Origin of the sequence: Pontibacter pamirensis, assembly GCF_010015475.1 — a bacterium.
In the GTDB taxonomy this organism is placed as follows: Bacteria; Bacteroidota; Bacteroidia; order Cytophagales; family Hymenobacteraceae; genus Pontibacter; species Pontibacter pamirensis.
The window spans coordinates 29320-56133 of record NZ_ML974109.1 but is presented as its reverse complement, the minus strand read 5'-3'; the positions used below and the strand labels follow the sequence as shown (position 1 = coordinate 56133).

Genomic DNA, 26814 nt, shown 5'->3' with positions numbered 1-26814 from the left:
GTTTATTCTTTTGACATCGTGAAGATCATTTTAAGCACCATGCCCATTACCAGCAGGTAAACCCCTGCATCAAAAAGCAGGGGAGTACCAAGAGAGCCTAATACCGGCAGGTGTACATCCAGCCAGAAGGCAGACATGAAGGGCTGGCCAGCCAGCAGCCCGATGGTGCCACTGGCAACAGCCAGCAGCAAACCGAATGCAATAAGGTATACCGGCCTCACACGCACAAAAATGTAATTCCATCGGTTTTCCATATTACGGCCCTTGCGGCGGCCCCTTATGTTCGCATTCATTATTTGCATAAAATAGCGGGTACGGCTGTGCCCGGACTGGCGTGGGTGGTGGTAAAGCGTCAGACTGAAAAAGACCCTGGCAGTGGCATTTGCTCCGTGTGCGAGCACATGAAAAACGAACGCGATAGAACCAATGAGCCCGCCTATAAAACCTCCCCCGGGGTGGTTATGTCCTCTTAACAGGATATACACCGAAAAAAGCAGGAACACTGGTGTGAGCAGGCGAATAGCCGTTGACAAAATGATGGTTTTCAAGGTTTGCCTCCTTTCTCCGGGTTCAGTCGCAGCAGCGCAAAAATTCCCACCGCCGCCACCGCCAGCACTGTTATCTCACCCAGCGTGTCCAGGCCCCGGAAGTCAACCAATATTACATTCACAACATTTCTGCCGTGCGCCTCCAGAAAGCTAGCGTTTCCGTAAAATTCCTTCAGTTCAGATTCAACCGCAAATTCCTGTACTAATAGAAGGGTATAGGTCATCACAGAACCAAACAAGATGGAGATGGCAATGAATTTATATTTCCGGAACTGATGCGACAAGTACCAAAAAGCAGGCAGCTTATGCAACAGGAGCACAAAAATCACCACGGTCAGTGTTTCTATCAACAGCTGCGTAGCGGCCACATCAGGAGCTCCGTACAAAATATAAAACAAGGCTGCGGAATATCCCACTAATCCCATTACCACGATAGAAGTGAGGCGGGAGCGGGTATTGAGTATGTAAAATAGGGCGGCTATCACCAGTACGAACAAAACCAGTTCGTGTAGCTCAATTTGATCTAAAAGCTCTCTCCTTGCACCAAGATTTACGTGTGGGGCATCTCTCCACAGCGCAAACAGCATCAGCCCACAGAAGAAAAGTACGATGTATATGATATAGTTACGAAGGTAGCCGTTTTGCAAGGTGTTGATAAACACTTTAGCCCCTTTCTGAAAACTTTTGAAGCCTGTGTGGTACATACTGTCAGGCCCGTAGCGGTATACTTTCTTTAGTCTGGGAGCTGCACTGTGCAGTGCCGGCAGGAACCGGTACAGCAGGTATCCCAGCACAAGCGTCAGCATGCTGAGGCCTAAAACTGGGGTAAAGCCGTGCCAGATCGCCAATTCAAACTGTACCTTCTGGCTGGGCAGGATGCTGAGCGCGGCTTTCTCTAAAACGGGTGCAGGAAGCAAACCGGCCATTAAACCGAACACCAATCCTAACAAGCCCAGCACCAGCGGTGGCAGGTACAGATACGGGGAAGTTTGATGCTGCAAGGCTGTAGGCTTACTTGTTTTAGACCAGAACAACCGGTAGCTCATTAGAATAGCAACAGCGACGAAAGTAAGCCCTGCCAGCATGTTTACCCCCAAGGTAAGCCAGTTGAACACTTCACTCTCCAAAGACGCCTCGTACAGCAGTTCCTTACCAATAAAGCCAAAGAAGGAAATAACACCGGCCATGGATAAAGCGGCCAAGGTGGCGGCTATACCTGTATACATCATGCTCCTGCCCAGGCCCTTCAAATCATTTACCTGGCGGGTGCCGGTGCTGTGGTCTACTACCCCGGCCACCAGAAATAAGGTACCTTTATACAGGGCATGCGCCAGCAAAAACACCAACATGGCTTCGATCGCAAGCACGGATCCGATGCCCAGCATCATCACGAGTAGGCCAAGGGCACTGATGGTAGTATAGGCCAGAATGGCTTTTAAGTCTGTTTGCTGCAGGGCCAGTAGTGCCCCTACAACTGCAGTAGTTCCACCAACCACAAGCAGAATGGTCATCCAGGTTTCTGTGCCTCCTAATACCGGGGAGAGCCGGGCCAGTAAAAAAATACCTGCTTTCACCATGGTAGCAGAATGCAGGTAAGCACTGACAGGCGTGGGAGCTGCCATGGCATTCGGCAGCCAGAAATGAAACGGAAACTGAGCCGACTTTGTGAAACACCCCAGCAGAATAAGCAGCAGCGCAGGCAGGTACAAAGGATGTGTTGCCAGGCTGATGTTGCTACTGAGCACCATGCCGCTGAAAGTAAAGTGGCCACTTGCGAGGCTTAAAAGGATTAGTCCTCCCATTAGTGCCAGTCCACCGCCACCTGTTACCAGCAGCGCCTGCCAGGCAGAGGTGCGGGACTCTATCTGGTCGTTGTTAAAACCTATCAGCAGGTAAGAACTGATGCTGGTAAGTTCCCAGAACAGGAAAAGGCAAAATATATTGTCTGCCGTTACCACTCCCAGCATGGCGGTCATGAACAGCGTGAGGTACATATAAAAGCGCCCTAGCAGCGGATGCTTCTCCAAGTAGCCATAGGCATAAATCATGATCAGAAAGCCGAAAAAGGAAATCAGCAGTGCAAAAAGCAGGCTCAGTCCATCCAGGTAAAAATCTAAGTTTATCCCCAGTTCAGGCACCCAAGAGGTGGACGCAATTATACGGGTGCCCCCCAGCACCTGCGACACCTGAGCACAGAAATAAATAAAGATGCACAAAGGCAGCAACGCCAGCGGTAAGACAACATACCTGCCCAGCCAGCGAAACAGAAGTGGCGCAGCAAAGGCAACCAAAAGACCGGCGAGAAGGGTGTAGAACATGTAAGTTTTACTTAATGTATATCTTTTAGCATAAAACCGTATGATAACATACTTACCCGCCTACGCTTATTAAGTTGCAGACTGTAAGAGTTAGCGTAGCGCAAATTTGAATATATAAAGAAAAAAAACGCCCACACGTCATGAACACATTAAAACGATTGCTTGTAGGTCTTGATCTGACACCCATGGATGAGACACTAATTAACTACACCGCCTTTTTATGTGCAGAGTTACAGCTAGAGAAGGTGTGTTTCATACATGTAGAAAAGAGCCTAGAAATACCCGAAGAGCTGCGGCAAAACCTGCAGCGGAAAAATGTATCTCCCGAGGAAGGACTCCGAAACATGATTGCATCTAAAGTAGGACCCGTTTTCGAGCAGATGCCGCAGGTGAAAACAGAAATCCTGGTTGAAGAGGGAACACCAGTAAAAGAAATGCTGCATTGGTCAAAAATAAAAGATATTGATCTGATGCTGGTAGGCCGTAAACTGCGCTTGCGCGGGAGTGGTGTGCTGGCCCAGAAATTACTCCGGTCAGGTAGGCTGAGCGTGCTTTATGTGCCGGAAACGTATGATCAGCCGAAATTAAACCGTATTGTAGTCAGCATCGATTTCTCAAAATACAGCGAGATGGCGCTCGATAGGGTACTCCATTCTGCTTTATCGAAGCCAGAGGTACAGGTGGTGTGCCTGCATGTGTATGACGTTCCGTCAGGGTATATTACCCTCGGTATAAGCTATGAAGAATTCGATAAGCGGATGCAGGGTTTCGCACAGGAAAAATTTAGCAAGTTAATGGAGCGTTTCCCAGACCTGCAAAACAGAGCAAAACTTGTACTGGTACGGCAGGAGGAGCAGGATGATATCGGTGAACTTGTGGCATTGGAAGCGAAACGAGCCCATGCTGACATACTCGTCATCGGGGCGAAAGGGATGTCGGCGGCGGCCTTGTTTGTTATCGGCAGTGTAACTGAAAAAGTACTGCGCTACGACATGGACATTCCTTTACTTGTATTTAAAAACAAAGATGAAGAAATAGGCTTCTTAGATGCTTTGATTAACAAATAATATTAGCTGCCTTGCGTAATAGCTGACGCCACAGCGTCCTTGCCATTTAATCCAACCGGCAAGGACGCTGTGGTTTTTTTTATTAAAAAGTATTCTTTACACTCTTTCTATTGTTTTGCGGGAGGCGATCCGAAGCAGGAGGTAAGCTGCAATACCTGCCGCAAAGGAGGCGCAAAGAATCGCGAACTTAGCCTGCGCCAGGTAAGGGGAGCCGACAAAAGCTAAGTTGGCAATAAAAATAGACATGGTAAAACCGATACCACCTAATAGCCCGGCACCAACTACCTGTGACCAGTTGAACGTTTCCGGTTTGGTTACAAGCCCGGTAACAGAAGCCAGTCCGGTGAATACAATGATGCCCACGGGCTTACCTAAAATCAAACCTAATATTATACCCCAGGAAATGGGGTTGGAAAAGCCAGCAGTCAAACTGGCATCTATAAAAATGCCCGCATTGGCCAGAGCAAAGATGGGCATGATGGCATAGGCTACCCAGGGGTGCAGGGTGTGCTCCAGCCGGTGCAGTGGCGATAAGGCTTCTTCGCAGTTGTCTTCGATGGTGTATACTGCTGCCTGATACTGTTCTTCTTCCATTTCCTTAACTTCTTCTTCAGGGTTTGGCTGCGGCGCATATACACTTTGCATTTCTTCTATTATGCTGTTTGTAGACCCGACAAACTCAGTTTCCGTGATTTTAGAACGGGCAGGAATAGTGATGGCCAAAAGAATACCGGCAATGGTAGCATGCACCCCGGACTTTAAAAACAGCACCCACATCACCATTCCCAGAAGGATATAAAGCCAGACCATCCGAACACGTAGTGCACTTAGTACAAGCAGGAAGCCAAAAACTAAAAATGCTCCAAACAGGAAAACAAAATCTACTTCGGCTGTGTAAAAAAGCGCAATTACCAAAACAGCGCCAATATCATCCACAATGGCGAATGCCACCAGAAACAGCTTGAGCGAGATAGGCACCCTGTTTCCTAATAACGTCAGGATGCCAAGGGCAAAAGCGATGTCAGTCGCCATCGGAATGCCCCAACCGGATATTCCCTCTGAATTGAGGTTCAGGAAAACGTAAACTAAAGCAGGCACAACCATGCCACCCAAAGCAGCCACTACCGGAAAGGCTGCATTCTTCAGGGAGGCGAGTTCGCCCATCAGCATTTCTCGTTTTATCTCTAAGCCCACCACAAAAAAGAATATGGCCATCAAGCCATCGTTAATCCATAGTATAGCCGCTTTTGTTAAGCCAAAGTCACCGAATGCAAGGGTTAATGGCGTGTTCCATGTATCAACATAAGATGCTGCCCAGGGAGAGTTTGCCCAGGCAAGTGCTACAAGCGTCACAAACATCAAAAGTATACCACTGAATGCCTCTGCCTGAATAAATCGCTGCAATGGATAAATGATACGACGAATGATGGGAGTTTTTGCTGACATACTTGTTTTATGATAGTCTGAATAAAAATACTTGTTAAAGCAAAAGACGTGTCAGCGGTCTAAAGGTTATCGGCAATAGTGACAGACTAAAAAAAACAGCCCTAGAATTTCCCGGGGCTGTTCATGTGTGATGACATGTTTAATATACAGTCTAAAAGCATTTAGCTGATGACTTCCTTGCTGATATAGCGGGAATTCAGCAGACTGAGAGCACCCATGTAGCGCAGGTTAAAGCGAAGTGTATCTCCAAGCTTATAGCTGTTTCTATTTTCCCCCAGTTCTACCACCAGCATATCTGAACTGGCGCCTATAACGTTTAGCTCATCCTCCTTTGCTGCTTTTTCGTACTTCGGGAGCAGGAACTTGGGGTTTATGTCCAGCAAGCCGACATCCAGAATGGCTCTGTGAGAAGACTTTCCATACAAACTTTCATCTACTTCAAAGCTGTCGCCGCTGGGATTTTCAGCCAGCATACCACTTGGCACCTTTGGTTTTTCTGTCAGTTCGATTATCTCCGCTTCCAGTTCAAACACGTCATCGTACATACCCTCGAATATCTCGCCGGTAAACAGGTTCAGACCGAAGAACAGTGCTTCGCCAATCCGGAAATGGTTAATGCCTTTGGGCAACTGGTGGTTGAAAAGGAGCGGGATGGTGACGGATGTGCCACCGGATACCCAGGGTATTTCCTTATTGAACTTTGCATCAATAATCTGCTTGTAAAGGCTGAGCTGAATGAGTTTGTCTCTCGTAGGCATTACCCCATGCAGGCAATTAAAATTGGCACCTAATCCTATCACGGATATGCCGGGTAGTTCAAATACCTTTGCATAAAAGTTCACCAGTTCATCGCCCATTACGCCCTCCCGCAGGTCACCCATCTCAATCATGATAATGATTTTATGAATCTTTCTTTGCTGCAGGGCTTCCTCCGACAGCATCCGGATAGTATCCAGCTCCGTCTCAAAACTTACATCAGCATACTGTACAATATCAGGAATACTTTTTTTAGGAGATGGTTTAATGTATACCGTCTGCACATCGGGTGCCACATTTTTGATGGCTTTTAAATTGGTTACGCGTGAGTCATGGATTTCACGCACCCCAAGTGCAAGCACCTCTTTCAGGAAAATCTCTTCCCCGCAAAGCAGCTTTGTAACAACACCCCAATCAATACTGTGTTCCTTAAAAACCTTGTCGAGGTGATTGTAATTATGTTTTAATTTTTCGCGGTACAGCTTTAGGACAGCCATGTTTATCTCAGTAATCTATACTCTAAATATTTATTTGTAAAGCCCATTTTCTCATACAGGTGACGGGCCGGGTTCTGTGGCTCCACGTGCAGAGCTATGCTCCCGGTGGTGTTATCAGCCGCCATTTGTACCAACCTTTTCCCAACGCCCTTGCCGCGCTGGCTGCTGTGCACGGCTATGTAAACGAGTATATTTTCAGGTATAAACCCGCTCATACCGGTGTTGTTTAGTATCAAAGCACCCACTACGGCATCACCTTCCCGCGCTACCATTACAGAACCGCCTTTTCCTTCTGCTTCAGAAAGCGCATAGTCTATGCATTTGCCAATATCGTTCCGCTCATCTCCATACTCATCAAGCTGATGGAACAGGAAGTCTATTATCTCATCTTTGTCTATTCCTTGTGGGTTGGTTGGGGTGTAAATTTCGTAGCGGACACTAGTGTTTTCTGCCATGTTGTTTTTATGTGTTTATCGGGATATAAAAAGGTCAGGGTGATATAAAGTATGAGAGAAGCTGTTAAGCCAAACAGGTTTGGGTCCAGGTTTAGCGGCAACTGGAACGTCAGGTTCAGCCATGGTATATGTACGATGCTGTGCGCTGAAAGTGTACGTTCCAACAGCTCCTGCAACTCAAACCCGCTCAGGCCCACCCAGGTGCTGCTTACTTCAGCCGGAAAATAAGGGTATAACGATTGGGCAAGTCCCATCAAATCAACGTCGGGGGCGGGAGCAGAAAGCATGCTTACCTGCAGCACGACCGTTACCACCCCGCCCATAAGCATTGCCCAGAAAGCAGCCACACTGCTGCGGCGTTTCCAGAAAAAAGCACCCAAAACAGGCACAAATAGCCCCGATACCATAAAGGCGTAAGAGTACAGCATCAGGTCGAGCACGTTGGTCATGGTGGTGGCCAGCCAGAGGGCAAAGGCTCCTACCCCCAGGGTTACTATTTGTGAAAGACGCAGCGTGGAAGGAGCATCCGGGTCAATTTTCCAGAAGTGGCTGATAACATCTGATACAATATTACCGGATGAGGCCATTAGGCAGCTGTCTGCGGTAGAAAGGATGGCGGAGAAGTAAGCGGAAAGCATCAGCCCCATCAACCCCACCGGCAGCACTGTGCGTAGGAGCATCGGCAAACCTGTTTCAGGGTCTACCACTGCACCGGCGCCAAGGGCATCGAACATGCCCTGCTCAGCGGCTACACGGGCCAGTATACCCAGGCTCACACCCATGAATGCCATAATGGGCCACTCGAACAGGCCCGCCAGGTACCAGGCTCTTCTGGCGGTTTTCGCATCGCGGCAGGCGTAAATGCGCTGGTACAGCGTCATGCCTACAAACCAAATCGGAATAATGGTGATGGCCCAGTTCACCAGCTGCTGCCATGTGACATTTGTGAGGCTGAGGAATTCGGGAGGCAAGGTCGTTCGTATGGCAGCCATGCTTCTGCTGCTTTGCACCGAAAGCCACTCCAGGTTTAAAAGCTGTGAAAAGCTGATTTGCTCCACGCCGCCACCCACGGCTAAAAAGGATACGGGTATGCCGATAAAAACCAGCCCGCTCATAAGGATGGCCCATTGAACGGTATCGGTGTAAATAACTGCTTTCATGCCACCCATCACCGTATACACCACCGCAATGATGCCCATAATCAGCAGGGCGGTGTTCATGTCGAGGTTGATGAAGGTGCCGCTGGCCAGTTTGGCACCCGCCAGAATCTGTGAACTGGTGAAACCGGTATAGCCTATAGCGGAGATAATACCAGCCAGTAACGCCACACGGGCGTTAAAGTAGTACCCAAAAATTTGCGGGAAGGTCAGAAACTTCGCAAAGGCAGGGTTATTCTTCACCTTCGGAATCAGGAAAACTGCTGCCAGCCAAGCTCCCAATAGGCCGGTGAAAAGCATCCAGGAGCCGGAAAGCCCCATAGCAAAGCCGAGACCACCCAAGCCGATGGAAAACCCACCGCCCACATCCGTCGCCACTACAGACAATCCAATGTGCCCGCTGCTCATGTTGCGGCCTCCTACATAGTAATCGTCAGCCCCTTCGTTCTTTTTCAGGAAGTAAAATCCCACGCCCAGCATCGCCAGCATGTAAAGCACGAAAATGGTTAAGTCGATGTAGTGCATCTATTGGTAAAATATAATTCAGACAAAAAATGGATAGTATTGGTATGCCTGAAGATACCCAGAAATGCCCTAACGTCATTGTTTTTGATGCTTTTGCTGCCTTTTACAAGCTATACTGTGCGTTTGGTGTGTGTGGCATAGTACAAATACATAAGTCCGGATACCAACCTGGCAACATTCTTTGGATAAAGGCTTAAACGAGTTATATTAGCTCAGTCCTATTAAGTAAGGCCAATCTTAAATGATACAGAAGGTGAAACAGTGAGGGGAGGGGCAGTAACTTCTTTTTTCAAGTCAAGGTTAATTTTCTGGTCAAATTACGTTCATAACAGTACCTCAAGCCTACTACAGGCTAGACAAAATCAGCTGAAGCTGATTTAAACTTATATTTTATACTTATCTTTATTTTCAAGGTGATGGGATACCACCTTAAACCGCCTGCGCCCGCAGCATCATGTTGAGTGACAGTTACTTATGGTTCTAATATTAAGGATGCACAACCAAAATGCACAACTTTTTTTAGTAAGGGGCGTTTTGGAGTTTAAAGGGGGGGGAATTTTGATTTTTTTTAAAAAAAGTTTTCCACACCCTCTTTTTTATTCTCTTGACTTAACTAAAGTTGCCCACCTTTTGAAAATTTGAGCATGAATAATTCAGTTTTTAAGGCTCAGCCATCTTTCTCTCGTAGTAAGAATTTGTGGCTTTAGCCCTGTGAAATCCTTTCTGAGCCTCGTGAATACTTTCTTCACGTCCCCCTTAGCGGTGGGTGCTATCCAGAACAGAAACGGATTTAAAATAGTGACTGCTCCTGCAAATCCTCATAGGAACCACCTCTGTGAAATAGCTGTACAATAGTTTTATCAAGGTCTTGATAACATTTGAACATATGTTCATTGCAAAAAATGGAACTATCTATACCCGACTATAGAATAGGAGTTGCTGCTGAACGAGAATAGAAGAGGTAGGAGATATCTGATGTACTGCTCAAGGAAAGGCTACTTCACCCTGACTGAAAAAATATGATTTAAGCGACTGTATAAGAGCCGAAGGGCTATATAGGGTCTTTCCAGCTCTAAGTTGCTTGCTGCTGTAGAACATGGCTAAAAACGTCAAATAACAGGTACTAATGGCGAGGCAGGAATCATCAAGTCGCCACTCTCTCTAAGCAGCCCTTCCAAACAGCTATTGGGTCTCCTGTTCCTTAACCATGTACCATGTCATAACATCGTTGCGACAGAAAATGGCCTTCAGGATTTTGAAAAATTTTTGGAAAAAATTTTGGTGCCGCACCCGTTTTCATCAAACCTTTTAGGGGTTTATAATTTTTTATAATCCTGATTTTCAAAACGGATTCTTTTTAGAAATTGTGTTTATGCAGTCCTCGGTGTTTGTACAATGTTTAATGGGTAGGGGTAGTAGTGGGATATCCCCCTCGGAGGGTGTTTTAGATGCACTTTAGTGGCTTTAATTCTACATTCTAACTCTATACGTGAATGACGATATACAATTTACCGTTCCATTGCTCGAAAAAGGTGATTTAGAGTCCGTTAAAGGGAGCGTTTACATAGAATAAGGTTAGTTAGGGAACATATTAACTCATGTTATAGTGTTAGATGGCGGGGTTATTTTTCGTGAATCTTACTTGGAGATGTGAGTTGATGATAGGGTTTTGGTTCTATCTTCAAGAGTTAAGCTTCATATGACCTTGATTCCATTTCCCTTCTGTAGCACATGCTACTTGTATATATGCTCCACCTTTCCTGCATGTAGGAGGGACACAAATGAAAAATGATATACTGGTTTGAAAAAAATCGTGATACCTGCTTTCGCTAATAATCAGAGTTGGCGGTAGAGAGTGTGGTTGAGTCAGTAAACTACTGCGAAACCCATCCCTTTAAGCATTTAATTTAGGCTGTCCATTCTTTCCGATTGGACTAAACACTTCATCTTCTGAGCATCTGATAAGCTCAGTTGCTGAATTGAGCAAGATATGCAATTGCTAAAAAAGCTCTTTCGGAATCAGTATTCATACTTACCCGTGTTATTACTCGAGTATACCCGTTTATACACGGATAATGCATTTGCACTGAATATGCTATGAGTGTATCGTCATAGCTACTATTCTCAGGAGATTTAGACCACATCATGAAGAGTCAGAGCCGTGAGCAAGGGGAGATTGTTGGATTTTCCAACACGGTTTCAGTTCTTCCTATTATTTTGTGCCAGACGAGCCTAATATAAAATGAAAGAAGCTGGTATTTCACTAAAAGTTATTATATTGAATAGGCAATATATTATGAGGGAAGACACTAAAAATAGCCCTACAAGCTTCAAAAATGAAGATAGAGCAGATAAGACCACTTTCGTACATAGTGCAGATAAGCGTATGTTCACGCATATCCAGTAGTTGTACGCTATTTATAGAATAAAAATGAATCTGTTAAAAAGGATAATGAACATACAATCACAGTTTGAGTTTGTAGAAGACAGTGCTGGGCTACACCAATTAGGAGGGGAAATACCACGCGATTTTAAAATACCAGAAAATGAATTTAAGGGAGGCTTTCAGTATTTGGGCTATATTGAAAACAAAGACAAGTTCTTCGATTGGCTCCCATTTAAGCTCAACTTGATTTGTCCTATCTTCTTGGACTTCGATTACGTTTTCTTGGACTATGAAAATGCGAACGAGCCCAAGTTGTTATATCCGCTTAACACCTCCGAAATCACAACGGCTTACGATGAACTGGATAAGGACTCCAGAGTAACTTACAACTCTCTGAGTTGCTCCTTGAAGCCTTTCAAAGGGGTGGATGATGACAATGAATTTGAAATAATCGGTCTTGCAGGGAGACCTCATTGGATTCAAGCTGAAGATTACCCTATCTGCCCGAAGACTAAAAAGAAAATGAAATTTGTCTGCCAGCTAATGAGTAACGGACATGTAAAAGCCAAGAGCAGAAACTTCAGAAGCGAAGACGACTACTACGAAAAGATTTTTGAGGAAATGAACTTTTGGTGTGACGGTGCCTTAAAGGTGTTCTTTGAACCAACATCAAAAGTTGCGTGCTATTTCATTCAGAACACATAAAAAAACAGCGTACAACCAAGTTCAGCCTTAACCCTCGCTACGCTTCGGGCTTCGGCTGCACCACACCGTTGGCACATATTTTAATCAATGAGAATGAAGAAGGGTTATCTGATTATACTTTTATTAGGTGCTTTTTATAGCCTTTGCTTCTCTCAAACTGTTGAGAAAAAAGATTACAGAATCACAATTAAGGAGTGGTCAATGGGTGCAGATAATAGCTACATCATTACGACAGACTCTATAAAAATCAGGAAGAGTGGATATCTTGAAAATATTTACTTCAACTCAGTTTTAACCAAAGAACAGAGCCAAAAGATATTTGCCCCAATCGAAGCAGTTGATTTAAGAAAATTAGAAGAGCCTGCTTATGTTTTTTCTGCCCCATTACCTGAAGGAGAATTAAGTGACCATGGCTACCAGTATGACATAACTGTTCAGCATGATGGAATAATGAAGGGCTTTCATATTGAAAGAGTGAAGGTAGATTTTTTATATTCCTTCATCAAGGGGTTGAATCAGTATTTGCCAGAACGTTTCCAAGTAGGTTATAATGATAACTACCTGAAAAAATAACAAGTGCCAACAAAGTTCATAGTATAGGCTACGGCTGCGCCTTACCCACACTATGCACGAGTACCGCTTTACTCAATAAAAGTTATGAAAACATTTACACTTAAAGCCGAGAAATTAACGAATTGGAAATCTTTTCATATTGAGTTTAAAAACATTTTAGGCTTTCCTGATTATTACGGTGAAAACATGAATGCTTGGATTGATTGTGTGGATGATTTAACGGAAGACGAACAAGCTGTAATTCATATTGAAAAAGGTAAGTCAATGAGAGAAACGGCACCTGAAATTCTTGATGCATTTCTTGAGTGTAGTGCCTTTGTTAATTTTAGAAAAATAGAAGCTGGTGAAAATCCTTCTCTATTAGTCTCTCTTGGGTTTTAAAATTAATCAGTATAACCACACCCATAAGCCAGCTACGCCGCCTTATGGCCAAGTCCGTTGCCAGTAATTGTAATCATGAAAAAGCTGTTGCTGTTACTTATTGTCATGTTTCTGCACTGTGAGAATAGCTTTTCACAGGTAGAAATTCGAGGCGTAACAACCATTGTAACTGATGGTATTCCATCTGACTCTGTTAATCTTTCACCAAACAAGGAATTTGAGAAGCGAATCGAACTAAAGCCTATAGACAAATCAGATAACAAAATTGAAATTCGATTCTACAAGCATGAAGAATTAAGCAGCACCAAAGACTTGAAGGTGTTAGAACTGAAAGGTGATTCATGGAAAGGAACTCAATACAGTGAAACTAATTACCCTAAGGTCAAGATTAAAAAGTTCGATTTAGTTGCTCAATATGGATTCGCAGAATTAGTCAAAATGCTCCTTCAAAATAACTTGGCGAGTCTTCCGAGCCAAAAAGAGCTTGAGCCAAAGATGAAAAAGTATGTAGATACTATAAGGGGAAGAGCAGAGCAGAAGATTCAAACAACTGACGGGCAAAGCTACACAGTTGAATTTAAAATAGGTGATAAGTACAGAGTGTATACTTTCAATAATCCAGACACATATTCTTCTTTCTATGATGATGTGCAGGAGCTGAAAGACTATGTGGTTATAAAGAATATCTTTGAAACAGAACTAAAGAGAAAATAACTTCTGGCAAAAAAGTTCATAATATAGGCTTCGGCTATGCCTCACCCACATTATGCACGAGTAACGTTGAGCTTAACTTAAATAATAAAGAAATGTCTGATTTAAGTACAATAGAGAAACATAAACTTGAAAAACTGTTTGGAATGGGAAATGGCTATGTCCTTGATTTTTCCGATAGGACGTTTCAAGATTTTGTTTTAGATAAATCAGAGCTGGATATTCTATCTGAGAAGTATAGTTATAGTAGCGGTTCGAAAGCGAATAGGCTTCGGAGGTTTTGGGGAGTAGAAACTAACTATATCGCGGGTAAGTTAACAGCAGAATTGATAGCATATTGGAAGGACAAAAAAATTATCAATGAAGCTGAAACTACTGCTCAAGAACAAGAACTATATGAAGAATGCCTACGAATAGCACAACGCTTAAAACAAGAATTTCCGATAGAGAATATTGATGCAATTCAAGCTAATAATGAAGATAAGGACTTTAAACTCCTTGAGAAGCTAATAAGAGAAAGTATCGAAAGAAATGAGCCTGAAACGGCACTTGATAGACTTCATACTTTTGTTGTGAAATATGTTAGAGAGCTTTGCAGAAAACACAATATTGAATACGCATTGACTGAAGCTCTTAACAGCATTTTTGGTAAATATGTGAAGCATGTTGTTGGTACGGGTTTGATTCATTCTGCGATGGCTGAAAAAATCCTTAAATTTTCAATACAGATTATGGATGCTTTCAATGACGTCCGCAATAACAGAAGCTTTGCTCATGACAATCCAATTTTAAATTATCATGAGAGTGTTTTAATATTTAACAATATCTCAAGCTCCATAAAATTTATAGACTCCATCGAGGAACATTTAGTTGTTCAACAGCAAGAGATAAAACTGGAATGGAAGGAGTTTGATGTATAGAAACGCTTAGCTCAACCACGTGTATACTTCATGCTACGGCCGATGGCCTCGCACCTTGTCTACACAAGCACGTTGGCATGCATGCGAAATAAAAGGAATGATTAAAAAGAAATATACCTATCAAGAGAGAGCTGAACAGCTTGCCAAAACAGTTGACATAGCAGATAAAATTGTGAGGAACTCCCAAGCAATTCCTGAAGAAAACAAGATTCACTTTCTTAAATGGGGGCAGCAGGTAAAGCACATGGCTTTGAATCCTGAGCCCCAGTATAGATATGTGGTAAGCCTTAAATATCTTGAAAACGATTTTCTAACGTTTTGGAATGAATCAAGTGGGGAAGAAATTGATGTTTTTTGGATTGAACTCTCAAAGGAGGGAATCAACTTCCAGCGAACAGACACTATCAAAACCGTTTTGAAAAGAAACAGAATTAAGAGCATCCATGAGTATGACAACATCAAGGATGCTATTGTAGTGGCGGAACAAACTGGAAGAATAAATAAGGACCAAGCTATTCAGCTTGATGTACTTATTATGGAGTTCGAGGAAAGACAGGCAAAAAGGGCAAAATAAAAAGCACGAAACGCCAACCAAGTACATACTTAACCCTTGCTACGCTTCAGGCTTCGCATGTACGAGTACCGTTAGCCAAAACTTAAAAGATGAATTTAATAAAAGAGAAACCAACTTTTACAATAAAATTCTTGATTATGCTTCTGGTAAGCACAATTCTAATCAGGACAATAGGAATGCTCTTTGAAAAGGAAATAAGTGAATATCTAATTCTATTCCCGAGTAGTTTATCTCAACCTCTGCATTGGTATAGATTTTTGACTTATCCGCTTGACAGTAATGGCTTATTTGGTTGGTTAAGAATAGCTTTAATAATTTTACCAGCAGGATATATCATAGAGAAAAGAACCCATCACAATACTCTAATTATCATAATTTTGATTTCAGCTTTAGTAGGAGGGTTATTGTTTACTTTAATCAACTATGGCAATGAATTAAATCGGCCGATTGCTTCAGCTGGATTGATAGCTTGGGGCTTTTGGATTGCTGCCATAACTTGTGGAATATTCCAATGGAAAGATTTGAATAGAATTGAGAAAGCTATTATAATATTGTTCCTGTTGAGCATATTTAGCTTCAACCACTCCGACTTTGGGTATTTCGTAGCTCAAATTGGGGTTGTAGCAACTGTTTTGGCTTTTGTGTTGGCATTCAAGCCATTTAGTAGAAAAGCATTGGCTAACATGGTTTAAACAACATACTTAGGCCGACGGCCTCGCACACTGTTTACACGAGCCGTTAGGGCTAATACGATTACAATTTCAAAGCAATATATAGAAGTAATAATGGGTCTTTTCTTTAAATCTTCAGCAAAAGAATTGCTTGAAGTTAGAAATAGAATAGTTCTTGAATGCGGGATTCCATTATTGGAGAAAAAAGGCTTTAAGAAATCGCCCTTCTCAACATCATGGTTTGGTAGGGACAGCCTTCAAGGTTATACCTATGAATTATGCCGCCTAAATCCTGATTCAACATTACAAATTATTGAGATACAGATAACTCGACAGGACAGATGGATAAAGTTTATTTTGAACATCTTTAAACTAAATCCAAACCCTGAATCTATCAACCAACTGAATGATGTGGATGGACTTCAATATAAGCTTCCACCTAATAGTATTACAGAAATGCGTTTGGGGATTGATGATATTAAAAGACCTCCAATACTTAACTATGACTTCATGTTTAGAAAGCATAAAATTGGAAGCTATTATTCGAAGAATGGCTTTAGCAAAAGAGCAAAGCAACTAAAGAGAATCATCGAAACGGATTTGAATAATATTGAATATTTTGTTCAACGATGGTATAAAATGCACAAGCGCCCAATCATAACAACATGGGAAGGACACCAGATTGAGGAAGTATAGTAGAATTCAACAACTTAAATGAATAGAAGCACATGCGCTAACCCCACCTTTACGGTAGCTGCGCCACCGCAAAGCCAAATCCGTAGGCCATTATCATAATTTAACAAATATTAAAATAAAAAATATGTACTTTTTTAAATAAAAAACCACTTAACTATGAACAGGATTACTTTAATGTTGGTCGCGCTAATATTTATTTATGCTTGTAGAAAAGAGGAAAGTGTAAAGCCAAATTTTATTGGCAAATGGGAGGCAGAATATTTAGTCCAATTAAACGGAGACACTATTTTTTATCAAGAAGGAAGTCTTTGGCCATGTGCCTACGCAGTGTTACCTTTTGAATATAACTCTGGATTTGAACTAACGGATAAAACAAGTGGAGAATTAATATGGTGCGGAAGAAAGAAGGGACAGTTCTTTACATGGTCACATGAAAATAATGCTTTCAAATTCGATTTCGATAATGAAGAATATGTAATCTCTGTTGAGAATATTACTAATAATTCAATGCAAATATTTACGCATCAAGGGGAGAAATATCATATGAGGAAATTTTAAACGCCCTACAACAAAGTTCAGCCTTTATGCTCGACTACGCCTCGCCCATCGGCTGCATCAGCCAGTTATAGGCAAGACCAATGAATGAAAAAGAATGAATAAGCTATACCCTTTGCAGCTTTGGTTTACATGCATTGTCTTTGTTGCCCCACTATTGCTTATTATCATTGGGTTAACAAAAAGTGAATGGAATACAGGGTTAGAGACTCTACCATTGTTTTTAATGTTCGGTTTAGTCCTTTCTTTACCCGCCTTGTTAATTAGCTTTCTTACCTATAGACTTTTGACTGAAACAATATCATCCGCAATACTGATTAAGATACTCCTGAACATGGTAATAATCGGAATTGTGTTTATTACCTTCAAAATTATATCTGGCTCCATGGCTTTTATGCTTAGCTTAGTCTATTCTGGAAGCGTAGTGTTATCGAGCTTGATTTACAGTATCAATCATAAAGAGAAGCACAGAAGCCTATAACCACGCCTACGTTAGCTATGCCAGCCTTTAGGCAATACGTTGTAGGGTATAATTATGAAAGTAGAATCTTTTCAAATTGCTTCATGGGAAGAACCAGAAAAAGGTCTCGTCATAGTAGAAAATGACGAATGGGTTCTGGTGAAGTATGTTCCCGTGGATTATCAAATAGATGGCTACAAACTCTACAGGAAATCTTTCATAGAAGAAAGACTTTATACCTCAAGAGAAGTAGTAATAGAGAAGGTGTTGAACCTAAAAGGAGTAAAAGAAGAACCCCCAATAGGATTCAGGTTTGGTTTAACTGTTAACCTCTTTGGCTCAGCGATTGACCTGCTGAAATGGTCAGAGCAGAAGTATGGCTTGTTTGAGTTTCAAGACGACAGCGAAACAGAAGTCTTCTACGGCAAAATATCAGAAGTAACAGATAGGTTGTTGACTATCGACATGATAAAGGCAGACGGTTCTGTGGAGGAAAACTATGACTTTGAGTTCGATGTGAATGAAATAAGAGCTATAGCTTTTGAATCGGATTACTTCACGTCCATGAAGTTGCTTTGGGAAGACAAAATAAAGAACAAGACCTTATAACAAAACCTATAAGGTAGCTTCGCCATTTTATAGCTAAGCCGTAGGTGTAAGGTGAATTATAGAAGAAAAAAGATACTACTTCTTGGGTAAAGACCAAGGATAATCAACTGTATCTGACTTCACTAATTCTAATAGCCTCTGGTAGCAGTATAGCTTCTTCTCCAAAGAGAGGTTAGAACCTTTTAAGTAGCTTGATACATCATTGAAGATATTGTCTACTTTGGAGTTGTCAATGAAGTGAATTTCAGAATCTCTACGAATGAAAAAGAATGTTGGTGCATGCGTCTCATCAATACCGAATGAAAAGACACCATTGCCATTCTCTTCAGTCACTATTGGAGAACACTTTACATAGTCCTTATCCTCTTCATTTGCTAAACCCTTTGAATGAAGAAATCTGTATAGCTCTTCCACATTACAGCTTTGACTTTGGCCGTAGGTTAAGAAAGTGACAAGAAGCAAAAGAAGGGTTAGAAGCTTCTTCATTATGTTAGTTTTGATGGAGTGTATGAAGATATCCAAAGCATCAGAATAAAGAAACCCAGCACCTAACAAAACCTTTACGTCAGGCGGAGTTAAATGCAAAGTTTACTATATTACTTTGCTGCTTAGTAAAGGTTGTTCTGTGGGCTTATTTCCTAAGCCGCCAGACCGCAAAGCAGAGACGTTGGGAGTAACTCAAAGTATAATAATGATAAGCGAAACGGATAACAACGAGTTTAGAGCTTTCTTTGAAGGTAACATGCGTTTACTTTATGAGATAAGCGTTGACCAACTGTTTCCAATCAAATTCAACCACTATCTGAAAATCTTTAATCCCTTTCTCATTGACCCAGATTTAAGCCAGTTGAGAGACAAGGTGCAGCAGTTTGACACAGAAGAGATTGTTGAATCTTTCTTTAGCTGGGTAAGCATGCATGAGAAGCCTTATGAAGAATATCTAAGACTTCCTGTTAGGCACATAATAGAGTTGATGAAAATAGAGTATGGCTTCTTATTGGAGTATGGGGTAGATTTTAAGTCTAATAATATCAGTAGCCAGTTTGGGAGAAGTCAGCCCAAATGGCTTTTATACCCAGATAGCGGAACAGTTGAAGAAGAGTTGTTGAAAGAAATACTAAAAACCTTAAAGCCAATAGGTAAGGGTAAATGCTTTTTCCACTATGACTTGATTGCGATAGACACCTACAAGAATACTTTTTTCGAAGGCGAATTAAATGACATACCCACCACACTGGAAATGGGATTCAAAGGCACACCCACTGACATCTGGGATGAATCAAAAAAGTGGTTTATCCATACCTGTTATGATGCGGATTATCTCTTTCTTGGGGCTGATAAAGAAATAATTGAAAAAGTTTTGTTGAACCCAAGGATTGAGAGCTTGGTGTTCCCGAAAGATAGGTTGATAATAGAATAGCTTCTCCCAACAACTAAGGCTTCGTTGGGTACGGAGTGCCTACAATGAAGCCGTGGTTGCACCTTACCGATTTGCCTACACTATAATATAATGGGTTTTCCGTTTTGCTGAAATGCTTTATAAATAACTGATGTTCAACTTGTTGCATTAAAAAATCTGTCTAAAATATTTTTACAAGCTATTGACAGTCAGTTATTTAAATTTATTAAGATGTTTCAATGTATTCCAACGAAGTTCACAGTGTGTATATACGTAAACCACCGAAGGTTTAGTGCAACACGGTTCATAATTTAGGCTCGGCTATGCCTCGCCCATCGGCTGCACCAGACCGTTGGGCTACATTACAACTTATAGAATGTTCACATGACTCCAGAAGAAAAGGAAAGGCAAAGGTTCATTAATAAAATTGTCTCTAACGCAAGAGCCATAATATCAAACCAAGTTGCTATACCCCTTGGAGTATACAAAATGAATCAAATCATAAGCTGGTTAGAACCCTACAGAAAGACTGATGATGTAGAGGTGGGTATCTTCCGAGACTATGATTTAATTATTGATGATTTGCCAGTTGGCACGGAACGGCTTCAATGGAATATTGAAAAGCTCATTGAATTTGAAAATGAGTTTGACGAGACCAATAAGATTTTTAAAGCCGACATTCTTAGGAAGTGTAGACAACTAATTGATGCCTATTCTTCTGATAACTCTAAAAAATCAGAAGGAAAAGAAGAATAACGATAGCCCAACAAGGTGTAGCAGTAAGGCTTGCTGACGCTTCACCTCTGCTACACGAACACCGTTGGGGCGTATTTAAAGTATTGAATGAACTCATGATTCACATTTTGAAAGAATATCTTCGATTCGGCTGGAATGTGGTGATTTCAGTATTTCTTACCTTTTTCTTCATAGGTATAAACTTCAGCAGACTCATATTGCCCGAAGCTGTATTTACATTTATTTTAGTTCTTCTGGCGGTTTATGGAGTGGCTTCATTTAGCAGCTTAGTTTACTGGAATTCTTCTGAAGGGACTGAATTAGATGAAGAAAGGAAATCAAAGAAGATTCTTAAAGTAGCAGGACTTGCACTTCTTTTAGCTGTTCAAATCTGGTTAGTAAGTAAGGTTTTGATGATATACTTTCGCCCTTAAAGGTGTTGAGCTAAGAATAGATAGAAAAACATGCCCCAACGAAACCTTCACGTCAGGCGGACTTAAATCTAAATTTTACTATATTACCCTTCTGTTGTGTTAGTAGTAAGTGAGCAGTAATACTAATCATCCCGCCCGACCGCAAAGCAGAGGCGTTGGCAGCAATAAAAATTATAGAAGAAATGGTTATAGCTGATAAAAACGAAGTCTACGCACTTTATAAGTTACTGGCGAAGGCCAAGTTCTCTGACCAAATAGACAGTTATGACTTAAATGAATTTGCTGGCAGCCCACTTATAACAAGTCTTCTTATCAAGGCGAGAGAAGAAGTAATGAAAAACTTCGAGGAAGAAGGGCGTGCTGATGTAGTTGAAGACTGGTTAAAAAGGTCAGTTTACAAGTTTGATAGTATTACAGGCAAAGCAATAGCAAATCGACTAAAGCACCTATCTGACTCAATACTTAGCACATTAGCAGATTTGGACAGAGATAAAGTAAGGGACTATGCTATCGGGTTGATTGAACCTTTAGAGTATGAAAATAGCGAAGTCGATAAACTGGTTGACTACATATATCAAATTGCTAAAGAAAATTAAGAATTCCTTCTGCCAACAAAGTTCATAATTTAGGCTTCGGCTCTGCTACACGAGAACGTTGGGCTGCATGAGTAATTAATGAAAATGAAATTTAGCAAAACTCACTCCTTGGTAATCAAGTCTGTATTTCACTCAGAAAAGGGTGAAGAAGGAGCGAGTTTGCTGGACATCATTGGCTATGTTGACTATGTGAATCATGCCATTCTTACCTATCAAGAATTTACGGAAAGTGTAGAATCAGCTAAAGCGTGTGGATTAGTAGAAATAAATGAAGGGAAGCTGAAAACCACAGATACATTTAAGAATTGGAAGTATGGTTTGACCCAGAAGCTAAGCATTGAGAAGGAAAACATAGAATTGCAGAGTTACATGAATATGAATTGTAAAAAGGTGGAGAAAGATAATGGGGTTCCTGCCTTTTCAGTAGGTGAGTTTAATGCAGTAGTAGAAGAGTATTTAAAAGAATCACGAAAGCCCAACAAGGTGTAGCAGTAAGCCTTGCTGATGCTTCGGCTCTGCTACACGAGAACGTTGTATGAAATGCGACAAAATACCCGATGAACAAATTACCACTTAACATACAAATTCAGTTCTTCAAAGTCTATAACAATGAAATTTCCATTGCTGACTTCGAAAAGTGGCTCTATTCCACAAAGGAGCTTGAACAGCTTTTAGGCTATGACATTTACATCGACTTGATTTCTTTAAACTTCAAAGACCGACACGTAAAACCTGAAGTGGGTAAAATAGTCGACCCGTTCTTGGACTTCCGAAAAAATGAGGAGAGAAAATTGAGAAAAATTCTGACTGACCTGAATGAGCGGACAGACGACTTCGCCAAATCCCTTATTGAAACTTATAAGTTGTACTGTTCAGGATACAACTTCTTTAACAACCTTGGATTAGGATACGGCCTGACCTTCTCGGAAGACTTTTGGGATTACAATGAATGGGAAAAGCTGACCAAGAGTGAAAAAGAAAATAGAATTGACCGAATTTATGTAGGTGTCAAAAAAGAAGCTGAATTAGTTTTGAATTGGCTTGACGAAGAAAACATTGTTCCAACAGGTGAAATGGACGACATCGGACATTATGAGTACATCGACAAAAGGACTGACACGGAAAGAAAACTAAGAACTGTTGAAACGATAGAAATAGAAGAAAATAAAGAAGCCCTACTTACAACATCAGCTATATGTAAGCGGGCGGGCAGTGCTAATTCAAACAGTAATACTTTTGAAAATATTTGGTCTTGGCTGAAAGGCAATTAACTTTTAAAGCCCGCCTGCTCATCCCCTTGGCCGTTATGGGAAAAAATAAATAATGAAATTAGCCCTTGCTGTCCTGCTGGCTGCTTTTCTTGCTTCATGCAATCAAGTAAATGAACATAAACTAAGCACAAACGAACCACTACCTGCGCCAGTGGTTCAGGAATTAGTTGTCGACAGCAGTTCTATAAGTTTGACACAAGCACAGACGAGCTACCACGAAAGGAGCCTCAGAGTGATTGAGACTAACGGGATGATAGGTTCTAAGACACTACAGGAGCATCTTGATGACCCTTTGATTCCTGTTCTCTTCAAAGATGTGTTTCAGGAAAAAGTAGCTTTAGACGATGACGATAAAACCCTTTCTCTCATAGATAGCTTGTTCAGCAATGATAGAGTTAGACATCCCTTTTACTTTACGCTTGTCACAAAGACACTCTGGTGGGCAGATGGAGCATTTTCAGAACCTTTAGGCATATCAATGAAAGAGTATGTAGAAACTGAGCCGAAGCAGTTTATTACTTACTTTCAATCTGAACCCGTGTTAACAGAAGCTGATTTTAACAAATGGGCAGACGGTGTTGCCATGGAAGTAGGCATTAAATACGAACACAGTGAAATAGAAGAAATAGATGGAGTAGAATCCAGAATGTTAAGCAACTGCCGAAAGTGTGATGCTGAAGAAAGGAATATGATACAGCGGTTTGCTAAAAGAATGAAAGAATATTACCCATAACCCCACCTTTACGGTAGCTATGCCACCAAAAAGCCAATCCGTTGTACTCAATTAAAAGTATAGAATGTTAGGAATCCCATCTTATGCACCAAAATTTTTTTATGATGTTGAACTCTTCAAAAGAACATTTCAGGAGACACTTCAAAATTTGATTGGGAAAACTATAACTCGTTTTTGGGTAATGTGGGATGACATGGAGAATGAATGGTATCCTGATGGACCAGTGATTCTTGAAATAGATAATAACCGATATGAGTTCACAGCTTATCAACTTGATGAACTTAGCTTAACCATCAACACAATAAATCTTGATGAGAAACTGGATTGGGAGAAGAACTTCCCTTAAGTTGGAAGGTAAACGGAAAAGAAGAGTTACTTGAAAATCTGGACCAACCAATTGAAGAAGTCCGAATCCTTGCATACAACTTCATTAGTGAATACATCGAAGATAAGCAGAACCCGAAAAATGTCGGTAGAAAGCACGAGACAGGCTATATGTTGCATGGAGTTGAATTTGTCCTGAAAAAGAAGAATCAATTTGATACAAAGAACTACTTTACAATATTCAATGCCTTAGACAAAAATGGGCTGACAAATATTGATGTGCAGCATAACGACCAGATAAGTAGATTAAGAATAACAGGGTAACAACAAAGTATAGCAGTCATGCTTTGGCTACGCCTCACAATCTGCTATACCAACACGTTGAGTGATATTAGAATCATGAAGAAACTCTACTTAATTAAAGAAAATAAGAAGACTACTGACTATGTAGAGTTACAAGTGGAAGATAAGTTTCTGCATATTCATTCAGGCAAAGTGGGCAAAGCAGGAGTTTCGAAAATGACTAAGAACTGTGGCTCACTTGATAAAGCGATAGTAGAAGCAGAGAATCATGCAGCAACATATCTCAATAAGGGCTATAGGTATGGTGAAGAAGTTCAGCCTATTGAAACCATTGTGTTTGATAAGGCGAAGTGGCACCTCGATGGTGATTTTCCTTATGAGCTAAACGAACGTCAAGCTTATGTTCATACTGGCTTATATTTGAACTGGATAATTGAAAATAACCTAACCAATGAACTGCTGAGTGAAGAGTTTTCAGAAGAAGTTGAAAAGGTCAAGAGAAGAGAAATTACAGGAAGCAGCTTCTATAGTGATTACCTTGATGGTGTCTTCACCTCAGAAGAGCTTAGCAGTATTGGGATGAACTTCACATTGGACTACTTTGATTTCGAAAAAGGAAGTTATCTACAGGACTACGAGAAGACATTAGCTAATGAGCTACCAACGCTTTATCATGTAGAAGATAAATGGAGCAACTATGAACTGATAAGCAAGATTATCGACAGCAGGTATAGCGAGTGGTCTAAAAAAAGAAAAAATAACATCACTCAACACGGTTCATGATTTAGGCTCGGCTATGCCACGCCCACATTATGCACAATCCGTTATGTAGCACTTCAATTATAGAAGACAAATGAAAACAGCATATCCACTTCTAATCGTTATCGCTATTTGTGGCTGCAAAACAGTAGAAATAAATGGAGTAGTTGGAGTGGAAAGAACTTATGCTAATCAAGGCGAGTATGAGAATCACCTCGCTGAACAACATTTTAGTCAGGACTACGAGGTCAAGCAGTATCAAAAATTCAATGGAAACATTATCAAAGATTCTCTTAGCGAACACAACATCGTCTACTTCGACAGTCTAAGAGTGATACTGGATATTGAAGACGAAGTATACAGGAGAGTTTTTACAGAGGGGATTCTAAACCCTAAACATCTTTATCATAGCCAGTCAATGCAGTTATGTTGCTTTGAAGAACTGACTCATCTAAATAAGAATGGCACCAAAAGACGGTTTAGATTTTGGGTTTTTGAAGAAGGTATGGCTAACCCTTTAGAATATCTTATTGAGCTTACAAACAGTATGGCAACAAGTCAAATCTATTTGTCTGAGTTTCTGAACAATGCAGCAGTGACTCATATTTCAGAACCAAGAGTAACCATATAAAGAAAAGCAGTACATAACCCAGCACATGAGCTAAGCTGCGGCTGCGCCTCGCTCGCTTTATGAATAAACCGTTGGCGGTAAGATTAATTAAAGAAAAATGAAAGCAATACTAAAGGCAAAGCATTGGCAGATATTTCTAATTCTTATGCTTTTGTCTTTCATCGGTAACATAAGCAGTGGTGATTCTTCAACATTTCAAATCATTCTTGATACTCTGTTTCTAATTGCCATAGTAAGTTTTCCTTTGATTTTAGGAAACGAACTGTATGAGTATGTTCCAGATAATGTAAGGCTTAACTATAATTTATTCTTGGTAAATGGGGTATTAGTGTTGCTCATTGTAGGAGTTGCTTTAGTTTTTGGAGATGGGCAACATTATGTATTCAGCGGATTAGCCGCCTTACCTTTTTATTATGTCATTTTTGCTTACCTATATGTCTATGCCTTTCCTGTTAAGGAGCTTAAATCTATTGAATTAGGAAGAGAAGCTAAGATTGGAGAGTATGCGGGAGATGTGGTTCTGATGTTGATGTGGCCTATTGGTATATGGTTTATACAGCCACGGATTAACAAAGTCTTAAGTGAAAGAGACACGATTGTAGAAAAATAAGAACTCCAGCCGCCAACACGGCACATAAGTTTCGCTTCGGCTACCCCTTGCTCACCTTATGTACTATCCGTTGGCGGTAACTTTAACTATGAAAATATGAAGCAGCTTATACCTCTTCTTATACTTTTGGTTTGTTTCTGTTCATGTAGTAAGACAGAAACTTATGAAATTAATGGAGTGGAATATGCTGTAACCCCAGTTGATAGTTCAGCAAATTACCTGATTGAGACCAAAAGCTTTTCAGGTGTTGTATTTAATGAGCAAGAAAAACCAACACATGATGTTTACACCTTTAGCATGCTCATGAGACCTACGGAAGCGGAAGAAGTTACTCCCTTCACCCCATCTCTTGAAAACATCGTGGAAGCAGAGAGAATCTTAAAAAGATGTGTTGAAGTTGACAAGATAGGTGCAGATAGCTTAAGAATCTCCAATAATGCGATTGAAGAATTACCAAGTTATAGGAGACAGTACTATGGTGCCAGAAATGAGAAAGGTCAGAAGTTGATTTGGATTAACTGCTTTTCAATAGAGAGTTCCTTTGCCCATTCAGACTGGAAAACAGAAGTAGTAGAAGTAGATGATGGTGGAGAGTGGTACTTTAACATAGTCACCAACATTGATACAGGAGAATGTTACAGGTTCTTCAGAAATTCGATTGGTGGTTAAAAAGAACAGCTTCCGCCAACAAAGTTCAGCTTTAACCCTCGCTACGCTTTGGGCTTCGGCTGCACGAGTACCGTTGGCATCAAAGCATAAGTTATAAAAACAGAACAAATGAAGTTTCTTCTAAAGCTAAAGCATTGGCAATTGTTTCTCCTGACATGGGGACTTCCAATACTAATAAATGTATTCACCTTCTCTCATCCTGAATTGATGTTTGAGGTGTTTCCAGTTATGATGGTACTCTTTACCCTTGGAACCTTGGGATGGGTATGGGCGATAGCAACAGAGTTGAACCAAAAGCTTCCGTAAGATACAAGGCTAAACTCTGGAAGATTTAAAGTCT

The 26814-nt window shown here is 41.1% G+C and carries 32 protein-coding genes; 25 read left to right on the top strand and 7 right to left on the bottom strand.

Going from position 1 to position 26814, the window contains the following annotated elements:
- Positions 1 to 2 precede the first annotated feature (2 nt).
- Positions 3 to 548, bottom strand: a complete 546-nt coding sequence (locus E1919_RS00315; protein ID WP_162051360.1) for an MnhB domain-containing protein — start codon at positions 546 to 548, stop codon at positions 3 to 5.
- Positions 545 to 2866, bottom strand: a complete 2322-nt coding sequence (gene mbhE / locus E1919_RS00310) for a hydrogen gas-evolving membrane-bound hydrogenase subunit E (protein ID WP_162051359.1) — start codon at positions 2864 to 2866, stop codon at positions 545 to 547. The genes E1919_RS00315 and mbhE overlap by 4 nt, the downstream gene beginning before the upstream one ends.
- Positions 2867 to 3006: 140 nt before the next feature.
- Between mbhE and E1919_RS00305 the strand changes: the two genes are divergently transcribed.
- Positions 3007 to 3933 carry a universal stress protein gene (locus tag E1919_RS00305; RefSeq protein ID WP_162051358.1) on the top strand — a complete coding sequence of 309 codons (927 nt, stop codon included), beginning with the start codon at positions 3007 to 3009 and terminating at the stop codon, positions 3931 to 3933.
- Between the two features lie 96 nt (positions 3934 to 4029).
- Here the strand turns inward: E1919_RS00305 and nhaA are convergent, their stop codons facing one another.
- The 4 genes from nhaA to E1919_RS00285 all read right to left on the bottom strand — a co-directional run bounded on the left by nhaA (position 4030) and on the right by E1919_RS00285 (position 8769).
- Positions 4030 to 5379, bottom strand: a complete 1350-nt coding sequence (gene nhaA / locus E1919_RS00300; protein ID WP_162051357.1) for a Na+/H+ antiporter NhaA — start codon at positions 5377 to 5379, stop codon at positions 4030 to 4032.
- Between the two features lie 161 nt (positions 5380 to 5540).
- Positions 5541 to 6632 (bottom strand): alanine racemase, encoded by a 1092-nt coding sequence (locus E1919_RS00295; RefSeq protein ID WP_162051356.1) that lies wholly within the window; start codon positions 6630 to 6632, stop codon positions 5541 to 5543.
- A 2-nt stretch (positions 6633 to 6634) separates the two neighbouring features.
- Complete coding sequence (locus E1919_RS00290) at positions 6635 to 7087, bottom strand: GNAT family N-acetyltransferase (RefSeq protein WP_162051355.1); 453 nt, start codon at positions 7085 to 7087, stop codon at positions 6635 to 6637.
- Positions 7027 to 8769: a sodium:solute symporter family protein gene (locus E1919_RS00285; protein ID WP_162051354.1), complete on the bottom strand. Its 1743-nt coding sequence runs from the start codon at positions 8767 to 8769 to the stop codon at positions 7027 to 7029. Before E1919_RS00285 ends, E1919_RS00290 begins: the two co-directional genes overlap by 61 nt.
- Before the next feature lie 2431 nt (positions 8770 to 11200).
- Here E1919_RS00285 and E1919_RS00280 point away from each other — a divergent pair.
- The 10 genes from E1919_RS00280 to E1919_RS00235 all read left to right on the top strand — a co-directional run bounded on the left by E1919_RS00280 (position 11201) and on the right by E1919_RS00235 (position 18010).
- Positions 11201 to 11860, top strand: coding sequence for a hypothetical protein (locus E1919_RS00280; RefSeq protein ID WP_162051353.1), 660 nt, complete (start codon positions 11201 to 11203; stop codon positions 11858 to 11860).
- An 87-nt stretch (positions 11861 to 11947) separates the two neighbouring features.
- Positions 11948 to 12433, top strand: coding sequence for a hypothetical protein (locus tag E1919_RS00275; protein ID WP_162051352.1), 486 nt, complete (start codon positions 11948 to 11950; stop codon positions 12431 to 12433).
- 84 nt (positions 12434 to 12517) lie between these two features.
- Positions 12518 to 12814: a barstar family protein gene (locus E1919_RS00270; protein WP_162051351.1), complete on the top strand. Its 297-nt coding sequence runs from the start codon at positions 12518 to 12520 to the stop codon at positions 12812 to 12814.
- A gap of 75 nt (positions 12815 to 12889) precedes the next feature.
- Positions 12890 to 13528, top strand: coding sequence for a hypothetical protein (locus tag E1919_RS00265; protein ID WP_162051350.1), 639 nt, complete (start codon positions 12890 to 12892; stop codon positions 13526 to 13528).
- Positions 13529 to 13620: 92 nt separating this feature from the next.
- Positions 13621 to 14445 carry an abortive infection family protein gene (locus E1919_RS00260; protein WP_162051349.1) on the top strand — a complete coding sequence of 275 codons (825 nt, stop codon included), beginning with the start codon at positions 13621 to 13623 and terminating at the stop codon, positions 14443 to 14445.
- A gap of 97 nt (positions 14446 to 14542) precedes the next feature.
- Complete coding sequence (locus E1919_RS00255; protein WP_162051348.1) at positions 14543 to 15019, top strand: hypothetical protein; 477 nt, start codon at positions 14543 to 14545, stop codon at positions 15017 to 15019.
- Positions 15020 to 15108: 89 nt separating this feature from the next.
- A complete protein-coding gene (locus E1919_RS00250; protein ID WP_162051347.1) occupies positions 15109 to 15711 on the top strand; it encodes a hypothetical protein in 603 nt (200 codons plus the stop codon).
- A gap of 93 nt (positions 15712 to 15804) precedes the next feature.
- Positions 15805 to 16386, top strand: a complete 582-nt coding sequence (locus E1919_RS00245; RefSeq protein ID WP_162051346.1) for a hypothetical protein — start codon at positions 15805 to 15807, stop codon at positions 16384 to 16386.
- 156 nt (positions 16387 to 16542) lie between these two features.
- Positions 16543 to 16944, top strand: a complete 402-nt coding sequence (locus E1919_RS00240) for a hypothetical protein (protein ID WP_162051345.1) — start codon at positions 16543 to 16545, stop codon at positions 16942 to 16944.
- Between the two features lie 532 nt (positions 16945 to 17476).
- The gene (locus tag E1919_RS00235; protein ID WP_162051344.1) at positions 17477 to 18010 is read left to right on the top strand and encodes a hypothetical protein; all 534 of its coding nucleotides are present in this window, start codon (positions 17477 to 17479) and stop codon (positions 18008 to 18010) included.
- A gap of 75 nt (positions 18011 to 18085) precedes the next feature.
- Here E1919_RS00235 and E1919_RS00230 read toward each other — a convergent pair whose 3' ends face one another.
- Positions 18086 to 18496 (bottom strand): hypothetical protein, encoded by a 411-nt coding sequence (locus tag E1919_RS00230; RefSeq protein ID WP_162051343.1) that lies wholly within the window; start codon positions 18494 to 18496, stop codon positions 18086 to 18088.
- A 181-nt stretch (positions 18497 to 18677) separates the two neighbouring features.
- Here E1919_RS00230 and E1919_RS00225 point away from each other — a divergent pair, with 181 nt between their 5' ends.
- From E1919_RS00225 to E1919_RS00160, 14 genes are all read left to right on the top strand, one after another.
- Positions 18678 to 19430, top strand: a complete 753-nt coding sequence (locus E1919_RS00225) for a hypothetical protein (RefSeq protein WP_162051342.1) — start codon at positions 18678 to 18680, stop codon at positions 19428 to 19430.
- Positions 19431 to 19793: 363 nt separating this feature from the next.
- Positions 19794 to 20165: a hypothetical protein gene (locus E1919_RS00220; protein ID WP_162051341.1), complete on the top strand. Its 372-nt coding sequence runs from the start codon at positions 19794 to 19796 to the stop codon at positions 20163 to 20165.
- A 107-nt stretch (positions 20166 to 20272) separates the two neighbouring features.
- Positions 20273 to 20578, top strand: coding sequence for a hypothetical protein (locus E1919_RS00215; RefSeq protein ID WP_162051340.1), 306 nt, complete (start codon positions 20273 to 20275; stop codon positions 20576 to 20578).
- A 155-nt stretch (positions 20579 to 20733) separates the two neighbouring features.
- Complete coding sequence (locus E1919_RS00210; protein WP_162051339.1) at positions 20734 to 21174, top strand: hypothetical protein; 441 nt, start codon at positions 20734 to 20736, stop codon at positions 21172 to 21174.
- An 84-nt stretch (positions 21175 to 21258) separates the two neighbouring features.
- A complete protein-coding gene (locus tag E1919_RS00205; protein WP_162051338.1) occupies positions 21259 to 21663 on the top strand; it encodes a hypothetical protein in 405 nt (134 codons plus the stop codon).
- 68 nt (positions 21664 to 21731) lie between these two features.
- Complete coding sequence (locus E1919_RS00200) at positions 21732 to 22445, top strand: hypothetical protein (RefSeq protein ID WP_162051337.1); 714 nt, start codon at positions 21732 to 21734, stop codon at positions 22443 to 22445.
- Between the two features lie 52 nt (positions 22446 to 22497).
- On the top strand, positions 22498 to 23178 hold the full coding sequence (locus E1919_RS00195) for a hypothetical protein (RefSeq protein WP_162051336.1): 681 nt from the start codon (positions 22498 to 22500) through the stop codon (positions 23176 to 23178).
- 64 nt (positions 23179 to 23242) lie between these two features.
- Positions 23243 to 23524, top strand: coding sequence for a hypothetical protein (locus E1919_RS00190; protein WP_162051335.1), 282 nt, complete (start codon positions 23243 to 23245; stop codon positions 23522 to 23524).
- Positions 23503 to 23826 carry a hypothetical protein gene (locus E1919_RS00185; protein ID WP_162051334.1) on the top strand — a complete coding sequence of 108 codons (324 nt, stop codon included), beginning with the start codon at positions 23503 to 23505 and terminating at the stop codon, positions 23824 to 23826. Before E1919_RS00190 ends, E1919_RS00185 begins: the two co-directional genes overlap by 22 nt.
- A gap of 75 nt (positions 23827 to 23901) precedes the next feature.
- A complete protein-coding gene (locus E1919_RS27245; protein WP_202915820.1) occupies positions 23902 to 24588 on the top strand; it encodes a DUF7832 domain-containing protein in 687 nt (228 codons plus the stop codon).
- A gap of 70 nt (positions 24589 to 24658) precedes the next feature.
- The gene (locus tag E1919_RS00175; protein WP_162051333.1) at positions 24659 to 25195 is read left to right on the top strand and encodes a hypothetical protein; all 537 of its coding nucleotides are present in this window, start codon (positions 24659 to 24661) and stop codon (positions 25193 to 25195) included.
- Positions 25196 to 25292: 97 nt separating this feature from the next.
- Positions 25293 to 25805 (top strand): hypothetical protein, encoded by a 513-nt coding sequence (locus E1919_RS00170; RefSeq protein ID WP_162051332.1) that lies wholly within the window; start codon positions 25293 to 25295, stop codon positions 25803 to 25805.
- Positions 25806 to 25901: 96 nt separating this feature from the next.
- Complete coding sequence (locus E1919_RS00165; protein WP_162051331.1) at positions 25902 to 26474, top strand: hypothetical protein; 573 nt, start codon at positions 25902 to 25904, stop codon at positions 26472 to 26474.
- A gap of 108 nt (positions 26475 to 26582) precedes the next feature.
- A complete protein-coding gene (locus E1919_RS00160) occupies positions 26583 to 26780 on the top strand; it encodes a hypothetical protein (RefSeq protein ID WP_162051330.1) in 198 nt (65 codons plus the stop codon).
- Positions 26781 to 26814 lie beyond the last annotated feature (34 nt).

What these genes read in the sequence shown, in the direction of transcription:
- mbhE (WP_162051359.1), bottom strand. Translation starts at nt 2,866, where the DNA reads ATGTTCTACACCCTTCTCGCCGGTCTTTTGGTTGCCTTTGCTGCGCCA.
- E1919_RS00305 (WP_162051358.1), top strand. Translation starts at nt 3,007, where the DNA reads ATGAACACATTAAAACGATTGCTTGTAGGTCTTGATCTGACACCCATG.
- nhaA (WP_162051357.1), bottom strand. Translation starts at nt 5,379, where the DNA reads ATGTCAGCAAAAACTCCCATCATTCGTCGTATCATTTATCCATTGCAG.
- E1919_RS00295 (WP_162051356.1), bottom strand. Translation starts at nt 6,632, where the DNA reads ATGGCTGTCCTAAAGCTGTACCGCGAAAAATTAAAACATAATTACAAT.
- E1919_RS00290 (WP_162051355.1), bottom strand. Translation starts at nt 7,087, where the DNA reads ATGGCAGAAAACACTAGTGTCCGCTACGAAATTTACACCCCAACCAAC.
- E1919_RS00285 (WP_162051354.1), bottom strand. Translation starts at nt 8,769, where the DNA reads ATGCACTACATCGACTTAACCATTTTCGTGCTTTACATGCTGGCGATG.
- E1919_RS00280 (WP_162051353.1), top strand. Translation starts at nt 11,201, where the DNA reads ATGAATCTGTTAAAAAGGATAATGAACATACAATCACAGTTTGAGTTT.
- E1919_RS00275 (WP_162051352.1), top strand. Translation starts at nt 11,948, where the DNA reads ATGAGAATGAAGAAGGGTTATCTGATTATACTTTTATTAGGTGCTTTT.
- E1919_RS00270 (WP_162051351.1), top strand. Translation starts at nt 12,518, where the DNA reads ATGAAAACATTTACACTTAAAGCCGAGAAATTAACGAATTGGAAATCT.
- E1919_RS00265 (WP_162051350.1), top strand. Translation starts at nt 12,890, where the DNA reads ATGAAAAAGCTGTTGCTGTTACTTATTGTCATGTTTCTGCACTGTGAG.
- E1919_RS00260 (WP_162051349.1), top strand. Translation starts at nt 13,621, where the DNA reads ATGTCTGATTTAAGTACAATAGAGAAACATAAACTTGAAAAACTGTTT.
- E1919_RS00255 (WP_162051348.1), top strand. Translation starts at nt 14,543, where the DNA reads ATGATTAAAAAGAAATATACCTATCAAGAGAGAGCTGAACAGCTTGCC.
- E1919_RS00250 (WP_162051347.1), top strand. Translation starts at nt 15,109, where the DNA reads ATGAATTTAATAAAAGAGAAACCAACTTTTACAATAAAATTCTTGATT.
- E1919_RS00245 (WP_162051346.1), top strand. Translation starts at nt 15,805, where the DNA reads ATGGGTCTTTTCTTTAAATCTTCAGCAAAAGAATTGCTTGAAGTTAGA.
- E1919_RS00240 (WP_162051345.1), top strand. Translation starts at nt 16,543, where the DNA reads ATGAACAGGATTACTTTAATGTTGGTCGCGCTAATATTTATTTATGCT.
- E1919_RS00235 (WP_162051344.1), top strand. Translation starts at nt 17,477, where the DNA reads ATGAAAGTAGAATCTTTTCAAATTGCTTCATGGGAAGAACCAGAAAAA.
- E1919_RS00230 (WP_162051343.1), bottom strand. Translation starts at nt 18,496, where the DNA reads ATGAAGAAGCTTCTAACCCTTCTTTTGCTTCTTGTCACTTTCTTAACC.
- E1919_RS00220 (WP_162051341.1), top strand. Translation starts at nt 19,794, where the DNA reads ATGACTCCAGAAGAAAAGGAAAGGCAAAGGTTCATTAATAAAATTGTC.
- E1919_RS00205 (WP_162051338.1), top strand. Translation starts at nt 21,259, where the DNA reads ATGAAATTTAGCAAAACTCACTCCTTGGTAATCAAGTCTGTATTTCAC.
- E1919_RS00200 (WP_162051337.1), top strand. Translation starts at nt 21,732, where the DNA reads ATGAACAAATTACCACTTAACATACAAATTCAGTTCTTCAAAGTCTAT.
- E1919_RS00195 (WP_162051336.1), top strand. Translation starts at nt 22,498, where the DNA reads ATGAAATTAGCCCTTGCTGTCCTGCTGGCTGCTTTTCTTGCTTCATGC.
- E1919_RS00190 (WP_162051335.1), top strand. Translation starts at nt 23,243, where the DNA reads ATGTTAGGAATCCCATCTTATGCACCAAAATTTTTTTATGATGTTGAA.
- E1919_RS27245 (WP_202915820.1), top strand. Translation starts at nt 23,902, where the DNA reads ATGAAGAAACTCTACTTAATTAAAGAAAATAAGAAGACTACTGACTAT.
- E1919_RS00175 (WP_162051333.1), top strand. Translation starts at nt 24,659, where the DNA reads ATGAAAACAGCATATCCACTTCTAATCGTTATCGCTATTTGTGGCTGC.
- E1919_RS00170 (WP_162051332.1), top strand. Translation starts at nt 25,293, where the DNA reads ATGAAAGCAATACTAAAGGCAAAGCATTGGCAGATATTTCTAATTCTT.
- E1919_RS00165 (WP_162051331.1), top strand. Translation starts at nt 25,902, where the DNA reads ATGAAGCAGCTTATACCTCTTCTTATACTTTTGGTTTGTTTCTGTTCA.
- E1919_RS00160 (WP_162051330.1), top strand. Translation starts at nt 26,583, where the DNA reads ATGAAGTTTCTTCTAAAGCTAAAGCATTGGCAATTGTTTCTCCTGACA.